11 protein-coding genes are annotated in these 11024 nt (G+C 43.1%); 4 read left to right on the top strand and 7 right to left on the bottom strand.

Going from position 1 to position 11024, the window contains the following annotated elements; all coding sequences use genetic code 11:
- A partial coding sequence (locus A3IE_RS22740; RefSeq protein WP_026154999.1) for a hypothetical protein occupies positions 1–434 on the top strand: 434 nt, incomplete at its 5' end.
- A 61-nt stretch (positions 435–495) separates the two neighbouring features.
- Here A3IE_RS22740 and groL read toward each other — a convergent pair.
- The 4 genes from groL to A3IE_RS0116755 all read right to left on the bottom strand — a co-directional run bounded on the left by groL (position 496) and on the right by A3IE_RS0116755 (position 5164).
- The gene (gene groL, locus A3IE_RS0116770; protein ID WP_020396787.1) at positions 496–2127 is read right to left on the bottom strand and encodes a chaperonin GroEL; all 1632 of its coding nucleotides are present in this window, start codon (positions 2125–2127) and stop codon (positions 496–498) included.
- 48 nt (positions 2128–2175) lie between these two features.
- On the bottom strand, positions 2176–2466 hold the full coding sequence (gene groES, locus A3IE_RS0116765) for a co-chaperone GroES (RefSeq protein ID WP_020396786.1): 291 nt from the start codon (positions 2464–2466) through the stop codon (positions 2176–2178).
- Positions 2467–2622: 156 nt separating this feature from the next.
- Positions 2623–3120, bottom strand: coding sequence for an FxsA family protein (locus A3IE_RS0116760; RefSeq protein ID WP_020396785.1), 498 nt, complete (start codon positions 3118–3120; stop codon positions 2623–2625).
- Between the two features lie 100 nt (positions 3121–3220).
- Positions 3221–5164, bottom strand: coding sequence for a putative bifunctional diguanylate cyclase/phosphodiesterase (locus A3IE_RS0116755; protein ID WP_020396784.1), 1944 nt, complete (start codon positions 5162–5164; stop codon positions 3221–3223).
- Positions 5165–5438: 274 nt separating this feature from the next.
- Here A3IE_RS0116755 and A3IE_RS0116750 point away from each other — a divergent pair, with 274 nt between their 5' ends.
- From A3IE_RS0116750 to A3IE_RS0116740, 3 genes are all read left to right on the top strand, one after another.
- A complete protein-coding gene (locus A3IE_RS0116750) occupies positions 5439–5756 on the top strand; it encodes an H-NS histone family protein (protein WP_020396783.1) in 318 nt (105 codons plus the stop codon).
- Positions 5757–6015: 259 nt separating this feature from the next.
- Positions 6016–8355 (top strand): protein-disulfide reductase DsbD, encoded by a 2340-nt coding sequence (locus A3IE_RS0116745; RefSeq protein ID WP_020396782.1) that lies wholly within the window; start codon positions 6016–6018, stop codon positions 8353–8355.
- A 105-nt stretch (positions 8356–8460) separates the two neighbouring features.
- Positions 8461–8649: a PA3496 family putative envelope integrity protein gene (locus tag A3IE_RS0116740; RefSeq protein WP_020396781.1), complete on the top strand. Its 189-nt coding sequence runs from the start codon at positions 8461–8463 to the stop codon at positions 8647–8649.
- Positions 8650–8661: 12 nt separating this feature from the next.
- On the opposite strand, the gene A3IE_RS21105 is transcribed toward A3IE_RS0116740, so the two are convergent.
- Genes A3IE_RS21105 through A3IE_RS0116725 form a run of 3 tightly spaced genes read right to left on the bottom strand, consistent with a single transcriptional unit; the run spans position 8662 to position 11001 of the window.
- On the bottom strand, positions 8662–9360 hold the full coding sequence (locus A3IE_RS21105) for an HdaA/DnaA family protein (RefSeq protein WP_020396780.1): 699 nt from the start codon (positions 9358–9360) through the stop codon (positions 8662–8664).
- On the bottom strand, positions 9357–10478 hold the full coding sequence (locus tag A3IE_RS21100; protein ID WP_083900677.1) for an AI-2E family transporter: 1122 nt from the start codon (positions 10476–10478) through the stop codon (positions 9357–9359). The genes A3IE_RS21105 and A3IE_RS21100 overlap by 4 nt, the downstream gene beginning before the upstream one ends.
- The gene (locus A3IE_RS0116725; protein WP_020396778.1) at positions 10444–11001 is read right to left on the bottom strand and encodes a CDP-alcohol phosphatidyltransferase family protein; all 558 of its coding nucleotides are present in this window, start codon (positions 10999–11001) and stop codon (positions 10444–10446) included. The genes A3IE_RS21100 and A3IE_RS0116725 overlap by 35 nt, the downstream gene beginning before the upstream one ends.
- Positions 11002–11024 lie beyond the last annotated feature (23 nt).

Below are 11024 nucleotides of genomic sequence, written 5' to 3'. Positions count from 1 at the left end.
TTGTTGAGCTCCCCAGTGACAGTAACAATCAAACACCCACGTTAGAGCGCTCCTCAGGCTTGGATCAAATGGATGCAATTGCTTTACCTCGTGAAACTGAAACCATTAATCCGCCACGCGCCCCGCGACCAAGCTCCTCCGGTTTGGATCAAATGGATGCGATTGCCTTGCCCACAGAGCCAGCACAGGTTGAGCCACAGCCACAGCCACAGCCACAGCCACAGCCACAGCCACAGCCACAGCCACAGCCACAGCCACAGCCACAGCCAATTAGCATAGAAGCATTGCCGGTTGAACAGCAAACTGAACAACCTGAAACCTTACCACCGGAACCGCTCAATCAAGAATCGGACGAAGCTCAAGTTGAACTCCCATTAATTGAAATTCCGCCCTCAATTATTGATACGAACTTACCAAATAATGAACGACGCTAATGGAGTTCACCAACAAAAAAGGCTCCCTTGGGAGCCTTTTTCTTTTCAGCTAGAACGCTGATTACATCATGCCGCCCATGCCGCCCATGTCTGGCATTGCTGGAGCCGCTTCTTTCTTCGGTAACTCAGCAACCATAGCTTCAGTCGTCAGGATTAAACCCGCTACAGAAGCCGCATTTTGTAATGCAGTACGAGTCACTTTAGTCGGATCCAAGATACCCATTTGGATCATATCGCCGTATTCAGAGGTACGTGCGTTATAACCGTAATTACCTTGACCCGCTTTGATGGCATTCAGGATGACAGAAGGCTCATCACCTGCGTTAGCACAGATTTGACGTAATGGCTCTTCCATTGCACGTAACGCGATTTGCACACCTAAATCTTGGTCATGATTTTCGGCTTTCAGGCTACCAATGGCTTGTAATGCGCGCACCAATGCCACACCACCGCCAGGAACTACACCCTCTTCAACTGCCGCACGGGTCGCATGTAAGGCATCTTCAACGCGTGCTTTCTTCTCTTTCATTTCAACTTCAGTAGCAGCACCTACTTTAATAACCGCTACACCGCCCGCTAATTTAGCTAAACGCTCTTGTAATTTTTCACGGTCGTAATCAGAAGTAGTTACTTCCATTTGTGCACGAATTTGCTCAACACGGCCTTTAATATCATCCGCAGAACCAGCACCATCGATTACAGTAGTATCTTCTTTCGTGATCACCACGCGCTTAGCCTGACCTAAATCATCCAAAGTCACATTATCTAAGCTCATGCCGACTTCTTCAGAAATAACGGTTGCCCCAGTCAATACCGCTAAGTCTTGTAACATCGCTTTACGACGATCACCGAAACCAGGCGCTTTAACTGCTGCCACTTTCACGATGCCGCGCATGTTGTTTACTACCAACGTTGCTAAAGCTTCACCTTCGATATCTTCAGCGATAATTAATAGTGGCTTGCCCGATTTCGCAGCACCTTCTAAAGCAGGTAGCAGCTCGCGAATATTAGAGATTTTCTTATCGTGTAATAACACATACGGATCTTCCAACTCAGCGGTCATGCTTTGTTGGTTGTTCACAAAGTAAGGAGACAAGTAGCCACGGTCAAACTGCATACCTTCAACAACGGCTAATTCGTTTTCTAAGGAATTACCCTCTTCAACCGTAATAACGCCTTCTTTACCTACTTTGTCCATCGCATCAGCAATGATCTTACCGATAGATTCATCAGAGTTCGCAGAAATTGTACCAACTTGAGCGATGGCATTGCTGTCTGCGCAAGGCTTTGACATAGCGCGTAATTGCTCAACGGCAGCAGTAACGGCTTTGTCGATACCGCGCTTCAGATCCATTGGGTTCATACCCGCTGTTACTGATTTCATACCTTCACGCACGATTGCTTGTGCTAATACGGTTGCCGTGGTTGTACCGTCACCGGCTGCATCAGAAGTCTTAGAAGCAACTTCCTTTACCAACTGTGCACCCATGTTTTCGAACTTATCTTCTAATTCGATTTCTTTCGCCACCGATACACCGTCTTTCGTAACAGTGGGTGCACCGAAAGATTTTTCTAAAACCACATTACGGCCTTTTGGACCTAAAGTAACCCGTACCGCGTTTGCTAAAACATTAACGCCTCTCACCATACGAGAGCGAGCGTCATCACCAAAACGTACATCTTTAGCACTCATTATTGTCTTCCTCGATAATCTTTATGGGGTAAATAGTAAAAAAATGGATTAGCCTTCGATAACCGCTAATACATCTTCTTCGCGCATAATCAGCACATCTTGGCCATCGACTTTCACGCTAGTGCCGGCATATTTACCGAACAGTACTTTGTCGCCCACTTTAACTTGCAAAGGTAAACGCTCATTGTCATCACCCACTTTACCTGGACCCACGGCTAATACCTCACCACGATCTGGCTTTTCAGTAGCAGAATCTGGAATGATGATACCGCTAGCGGTTTTACGCTCTTCTTCCATACGACGCACCACGATGCGGTCATGCAAAGGACGAATTTTCATACTGTTATACTCCTCGAAACTTAAATAAGGGTTTGATTAGGCTGACAAGCAAATAGGGTATAAATGTAGTAACTTGTTAGCACTCAACTCTATCGAGTGCTAATAATAAGCACGATGTGATTAATGTCAAGACATCTTCGCAGGAATTTTTTCAGTTCAATCTTTGCGCACGAACTCACCCTCAATCGTAGCGCCCCTTTGCCCATGAGCGGATTGAGAAGAATTGATGGGATTAAAAGGTTGTTGAGGACTCGTTTCAAACGGTGATGCAGAAAACGTACTACGCTGAACGCGAGCAGCCACGCTAGGTATTAGAGCCGCGGCAATAGCCAAACGAGTGGGTGGTAAAATACACAAAATACCCAAAATATCGGACAGGAAACCGGGGATCATCATCAAAATACCCCCAATCACAATCAACACCCCTTCCAACATATCACGGGCTGGCAGTTGGCCTTGTGCCATAGATTTTTGAATACGAGCCAGAGTACTTAGCCCTTGGTGGCGCACGAAATAGCTACCCACAAAGGTCATAAGTATCAACAAAGCAATAGTCGGCAGAAAACCGATCCAACCGCCTACTTTAACAAAAAGATAAATCTCAAGAACAGGTACTAATAATAACAGTACCGCAATGATAGGAAATTTACGCACTACTGGCGTCCTCAATAACTAGAGTTTGTCCCTCTAGTATTGAGCTAGCCGCTATTTTTTCAAGTTTCAATACTAAAAACTGTGTTTAAAGCGTGATTGCTCAGAAATCTGAGCTAGAAATATTTTCCTTCTTAGTGCGACTCTCTAAGCCTAATTGGTGAAAAGGATAGGGTTTGCCACAAAAATAACCTTGTGCATAATCTACCCCAATCTGGCGCAGACGCTCTAAAGTTTCGCTATCTTCCACTAACTCGGCGATAGTTGATAATTGCATCACCTGCCCCACCTCATGCACCGCCTTAACCATGGCTGCATCAATAGGATTAGACACTAAGTTATGGACAAAATTACCATCAATCTTCAGATAACTGAGCGGTAAATCACGTACATAATTTAAGGATGAAAAACCACTACCAAAATCATCCAATACCAAATGACAGCCCATATCATGCAGGGCTTTCATTAAACGTTTCGTTTGGACGAAATTCGCAATCGCAACTGATTCAGCAATTTCAAAGCAAAGCAAAGTAGGATTCACTTTGTAAGTGTTGATTTGCTCTGCAATATAAGCACCTAGTTCATTATCTTGCACTGCCTGTGATGATAAATTAATCATCAAGCGAATGTCTGCACCGGACTCGGTACTTAAGGTATTCGCAGACAAGGTTTCCAGCACACGACGAATAATCCAGCGATCGATTTTACCCATCATATCTAAACGATCTGCTGCGGGTAAGAAACTCCCTGGGCTTAATAAATGTTTACGGAAGGGTAGACGCAGGAGGACTTCATAATGCACGTATTCAGAAATTTGATCTTGGAGCGGAATAATAGGTTGCACAAATAAAATAAAGCGATCTTCAGTCACCGCGCGATCTAATAAACCCGCCCAATCTGTACCGAACTGATCAGCTTCCACTACCTCCAAGGTATTAATATGCACAAAAGTTTGATTGCGCCCGAGCGCTTTGGCGGTATAACAAGCCCGATCTACATCTGCAAATAAGGTTTTTAAGGATAATTCGGGAGAGGGAGTGAATTCCACTAAACCCATACTGGCGGTAATAGCAAAAACTTTACCTTCCCAACTAAAACGGTAATTGCGCAATTTAATGAGAATAGAATCCATTAACTTGCGACCTTTTTCAGTGACACAACTTTCCAGTAAAATCGCAAATTCATCCCCGCCCATTCGCGCAACCTTGTCCGTTTGCCTGACAGATCGCTGTAGAATATGGGAAACCTGACGCAATAACTCATCGCCTGCTTGGTGCCCACAGGTATCATTAACGATTTTAAAGTTATCTAAATCAATGCTGACCATGACATGGCTTTTATTCTGGTCGTTTTCATGCGCAACTTGTTCGAGATACTCCTCGAAACTACGCCGATTCATTAAACCTGTTAAAGCATCATGTGAAGCTTGCTGATAAAGTCGATTAATTACCTTGCGATCCGTTGTCACATCGCGAAAAATAAAAACAATCGTATTCCCCTGATCATGCAAGTAAGTTGTATGTAAATCGACTACATGGGTGTCTTGTGTATGACTAATTAGGCGTACCTGCCCAAACTGAAGTAAGCGTCTTGAATTAGGACTGTGCAGACTTAATATGCGCGATACTAAGGCATTACCTTCAGCGTCTTCCATCTGCAACACTTGCTCAACCGGTTGACCGACAGCATTTTCACAAGCTAATAGTGTTTTTGCGCTTTGATTAATGTAGAGTATGCGCCCGTGTTCATTAACCGTTAATATCCCACCGGCCAAGGCCTCTAAAATATCTTCGCTTGTAGATGCATCGTCCGAAGATTTTAGTTGAGTGCTTTTGTTTATTGGTGATGGAGGGGGTAATAAACTTGAGAATCTCAAGAAGTCAAAACGCTCGCTTAATAGAATGCCAGTTTGTAATGCTAACATTATGATTAAGCCTTGACTGGCAATAGTAGAACTGGATGAGTTGCCCCAAGCAAATTGCCAGATCGCGAGCATGGCCGCACAGGCTAATAAGGTGAGCGGAAATATGACTTTGAAGAAACGCATTGCGCCCCCAGAGATTCGTTAGTTATTTTTATAATGTCATCATTGTAACTGATGCCAAACCAGCTTGCTAGTCCGCCTGTCTGAAAGGAAAGTAAGCAATTGACTGCTGAGTCAACAATAATCTAATCGCTTGGACTTAATAAAAGATACCATTTAAATAAGAATTCATTACTGAGATTTAATCCCTTTTTTAATCTATAGTTGTTGACAGACTTATTGGTAAATGTATATTTTATAGCTTTCCCCAACAAATAGAGTAGAGAGTAGAATAAACATGGCAAGTATCAACTTAGATGAATTGAGTGTTGCTGAATTAGACCGTTTGAAAAACAATATTGATTACGCCATTAGTAACCGTCGTCAATCAGAGCTTATGAAAGTTCGTCGTAAAATCGACGAGTTATTATCTGAGTCAGGTTTCAGCATCCAAGAAATAATGGAAGTTAAAGCCTCACGCAAGCCAGTTAAACCGAAATATCAAAATCCAAATAACCCAGAAAATGTTTGGACGGGTCGTGGTAGACGCCCTGTTTGGGTTGAGCAATTATTATCTTCAGGCAAAACCTTAGACGATCTTTTGATCGCTGAATAAAGCTTATACTAGCTTGATTTACACAAGAATCTTAGTTATCGAGCTAGGATTCTTGTTATTTAATGTTGCCAAACCGATCTTCCTGCTATAAATCTTAAAAATAAATCTACCACGTCACTTCAGTGCTCCACTACCGAAGCGCTATGCCAAGCAGATACTTAACACACAAGAGTTTTGCCGTTCTTGCTTATTTACTCTACTATTGGCCTTCAACACTCTAACGGCTAACTGACTGGATACAAGAAGAGTTCTATTAAGGATGAAAAAACTGTTGTTAACTGTGTTATGGCTATGTTGCCTACTAGGCATGAAGGTCTATGCACTCGACCCAAAAGACTTATTAGCTCCAGACGAAGCCTTTAAATTTTCTGCCCAAGCCATCGGCTCTGACCGAATCAAACTAGAATGGCAGATTGCTGATGGCTATTTCTTATATCGCAATCAGTTTCGTTTCAAAACCGAAACACCCGATCTATCCATTAAAACCAATGAAATAAGCTTCCCCAAGGGTGAAATAAAGACTGATCCTAATTTAGGGGAACTTGAAACCTATCATAATAATATTGTCCTTGAGCTTCCGCTGGAACGCGGTGCACAGTCCCAACAAGCACTTAAATTCACCTTACAGGCACGTTATCAAGGCTGTGTGGATGCGGGTGTTTGCTTGCCTCCTACTCAAAAAACTATTGATCTGGATTTAGCTGCCGTTACTAATGGCCTAACTAATCCCTCGGTGGTTCCAACTGTTTCTGAAACCCCAACACCTGCGATTAGTCGAATTACTAAACAGAGCGATAATAAAACCCTTGATGTTGGGCAAGCCTTTAAATTTTCATTAGTAGCTTTAGATCGCAAAACACTGATAGCGCATTGGGACGTCGAAGATCAGCATCACCTTTATAAATCCAAAATTAGCTTCAAAGTCCAATCTCCGAATACGGTTAAGCTAGGCACACCGATTTATCCTGAAGCAAAACAAGTAGATGATGAGTTTTTTGGTCGGATGGAAGTTTACGATAGTGATTTAGATGTCAGCATTCCGCTGGAATTGGCAAGTGCCGAGACCACACAAACACCCATTATTATTACGACTGAATATCAGGGCTGCTCTGAAAAAACAGGGATTTGTTATCCGCCCGTTCTTCAAGATACTCAAGTCGACTTAAGTGGATTGCCTGAGCAAGCTAATACAGCACAATTAATCAAAGCACCCATGGCGCTAGCCGTAAGTAATACTAACGACAATACCGCAGTAGCAAGTTCAGCCATTACCAGTCAATCCAGTGCTGATGACTATTATAATCGCCTTCAATCGACCGGCTTATTTGGAACGATTGCTTTATTTTCCGGTTTAGGGTTATTACTCGCCTTTACACCCTGTATCTTCCCTATGATTCCCATCTTATCGGGTGTGATTATTGGGCAATCTAATTTATCCGCACGCAAAGCCTTTCTATTATCGCTCGCTTATGTGCTAGCCAGTGCCAGTGCCTATGCGATTATCGGTATCTTCTTTGGCATTTTTGGTAAGAATTTACAAGCTATTTTACAGCATCCTGTTGCCATCGGTAGCTTTGCTGCCCTATTCGTCTTTTTGGCGCTGTCCATGTTTGGCTTTTATGAACTCCAATTACCTAATAGTTTGCAAAGCCGTTTAAATGAATTAAGTAATCGTCAGCGTAGTGGTAGCTTACTAGGCGCTGCGATTATGGGCTTTTTATCCACGCTCATTGTGGGGCCTTGTGTGGCTCCCCCCTTAGCAGGTGCATTAACGTATATTGCCCAAACCAAAGATGCGTTCTTAGGCGGATCAGCCTTATTCAGTATGGGTTTTGCCATGGGCTTACCATTGCTTATTGTAGGCACTTCAGCCGGTCACCTGTTACCGCGTGCGGGTGCTTGGATGGATACCACTAAGGCTATTTTTGGCATTCTCATGCTGGGTCTGGCCATTTGGATGTTAAATCGGATTGTGCCATTTGCCGTGACAATGGCCTTAACTGGCACTCTGTTGGTTTCCTCAGGCATTCACATGGGCGCTTTAGATCGTCTGGATGGCGAAGCACACGGTTGGAGACGTTTCTGGAAAAGTATTGGTTTAGTTTTATTATTCTTCGGTACGATGCAATTGGTAGGGGTAGCAGTAGGGAGTAAAAATATGCTCCAACCCTTGCAAGGTATCGTGTTGGGTAATTCCATCAGCGCAGCGCCGAATGTAGCCAGCCCTACCAAGCTGAGCTTTCAGCGCGTTAAATCCTTAGCGGAGCTTGATCAAGCCTTAGCCCAAGCCCAACAAAACAAGCAGCTTGCTATCTTAGATTTTTATGCTGATTGGTGTACCGATTGCAAGCGCATGGAAAAAAGCACTCTCATTTCTCCTTTGGTCACCCAACATTTAACAGGCATCAAATTATTAAAAGCAGATGTGACTGAGCAAAATAAAGATGATGAGGCGCTGCAAAAAAAATACGCGGTCGTAGGCCCACCAACCATGTTATTTTTTGATCAAAATAGCAGGGAAATAAAAAGCTTACGTTTAATAGGCTATGAAGCAGAAGCAGGTTTTGCAGAAAGATTACAAAAACTGCCTGCCCGTTAGTCTGTTAGCCATTCGACAGCTTAAAAAATTTCATCTACTCTTAGATAACTCACCTTTAACGAACATAACAAACTATAACTGAGTTAAACAAAAGGAGATGCAGCCATGCATGACGAGACCCTTGAATTAGATCATGAAGAGTTTAGCCAAAACTTACTAAACTCTAATCCTAACGCTGCTAATGCTAAGACGAAATCACAAGCAGCACGCCGAAATATTGAAGATTTGATGGAGAAAAAACAGTTAGCTCGCCGTTTGAAAGACGTGTTCGACGAAGATTTTTTACGTGATTAAGCGCGCTTACCACTACCCTGTAGGTGGGAAGATTTCTTGAATCAATTGACGGGTAATCTTCCTACCTTTGTCCAAGCTAGCACGATCTAGTTTATCTAGGATTTGCATTAGCGTTTGAATATTAGGCGCAAAACGCTTGCTAATATGAGCTAGCACAGCATCAGGAATATCCAAACCACGTTGTTTTGCACGGCGCTTAAAGACATCTAAGGCTTGTTGTGCACTCAGCGCTTTTAAACTGAAAGTAGGCCCCCAAACCAAGCGCGACGCCAAATCAGGTAGATTACACGCTAGCTCATGGGGATCAAACTGCCCAGACAAAACAACGCTCTGCTGATGGGCACGGCAGCGATTGAGTAAATGCATTAAAGCTGTTTCCCAGACTAAATCGCCGATTACCAAATCAATATCATCCAACATAAATACGACGGGTTGGTGGTCCAATCCTTCTAAAACCCTTACACCATAACGTTCTAATTGGCGCAGCGAAATATAAGACGCATTAAAGCCCTGCTCTTGGATCCGATAACAAGTGGCTTGTAGTAGATGGGATTTTCCACTACCTAATTCACCCGCCAAAAAGATTTGCGGAAAAACACGCCAAAAATCGGTTTGCAATAAGGCAACAATTTCTTGATTTTCTGGGACAGGATAAAAAGAGGCAAACTCAAAGCCATCCAATAGGCCGATATTTAATGATAATTGCTTCATATATCAGAGCCATTTTCAATGGATGCCGGTGGCGCTTGAATTCGATACATCTGACTTTGTTTATATGAATCGTGCAAATGGCGCATAATTACTGCTAATACGGCAGCCACAGGCAAGGCCAATAACACGCCGAAAAATCCAAATAATTGCCCCCCCGCTAGAATGGCAAAAATTACCGTCACGGGATGCAAGCCAATCCGCTCACCAACAAAATTAGGTGTCAATACCGTTCCTTCAACCACCTGCCCTAGCACGAATACCAGAATAACCCATAATAAATTCAAAGGATCTTGGGTTTGAAACAAGACCGCAATACCTGCTACACCAATTCCAACAATTAAACCAAGATAGGGTACAAAACTTAAAAAGCCAGCCAGCATACCAATTAAGACCGCAAAATCTAGACCAACAATACTCAAGCCAACGGAATAAATAATCCCTAAAGCCAACATTACCAATAGCTGACCTCGCATAAACGCACTGAGTGTATCATTGGATTCACGCGCTAATTGCGCAATAGTCGGTTCAATAGAGCGTGGAACCAGATCATCAATATATGCAACCATGCGATCCCAATCGCGCAATAAATAAAAAGTAATCACAGGGATTAAGGCTAAGTTCGCTATCCAAGTCAAAATGACCTGCCCTGACTTAGAAAGTGTTGATACGGTATTCCGAATAAAACCACCCGTTTCACGCCAATGCGCACTAATGATGTCAGTCAAGCGCCCTACTTCCAAAACAGCAATATCAATACCCAAGTTATCTTTTAAGTAAGGCCCTAACAAACCCGTGCTCCATTGCACAAAAGGATTAATTTGACTAATCAATTTGGAAATTTGCGTTTCAAGAATCGGGATCAGAAATAGAAAAATAAGGAGCAATATAAAAAAGATACCCGTAAACACAATTACCACTGACACCGTACGAGAGAGCTTCCACGCTTCTAAGCGGTCAACTAAGGGATCACCCAGATAAGCTAAAGCGGCTGCAATCAAAAAAGGGGTCAAAATCGGCGCTAGAAGATAGATTAAAACAAAGGCCATTACACCAAAGATTAACCAGTACCATTGGATACAACTGCTAAGTGAGCGTATTGGAGTGTCGTTTATTTGCATCATGAGCCCATAGGTAGACATAACTAGCACCACTTAACAGGGTGGAACTAGCCACTATCATTTGTAATGCCTGCATTAATGGCGCTGAAAAAGGGAAAAATGCCACGTGGATTAAGGTGAGGGCTAATAAGCTGATTTGCAAGGCCGTATTCACCTTACCTAGGCGCGATGGTTTAACCTCCAGATCACCAAATATGAGGCGATAGGCCAAAGCACCGCCCAGAATTATTAGATCACGCCCAAACACTAACCACACTAACCACCAAGGTAAATAGCCTTTAAAACCAAACACTAAAACCACAGAAACTATAAATAATTTATCGGCTAAGGGATCAAGGAAAGCACCCAGTTGAGAAGTCCAATGAAAATGCCGCGCCAAAAAACCATCCAAGGCATCCGTCAACCCCGCAAGCAGTAGTAACAATAAGGCTTGCGTAAAACGTTCATGCCATAATAACCAACAGATGGGGGCTATTGCACCGATCCGCAATAAGGTTAACAAATTCGGAATATGTTTTTGCAAGGCTCACTACCCCTCAGCAGCGA

The sequence above is a fragment of the Thiolinea disciformis DSM 14473 genome (assembly GCF_000371925.1).
Taxonomy (GTDB): Bacteria; Pseudomonadota; Gammaproteobacteria; order Thiotrichales; family Thiotrichaceae; genus Thiolinea; species Thiolinea disciformis.
The sequence above is the reverse complement of the archived record's forward strand: the minus strand, read 5'-3'. Positions and strand labels throughout refer to the sequence as shown.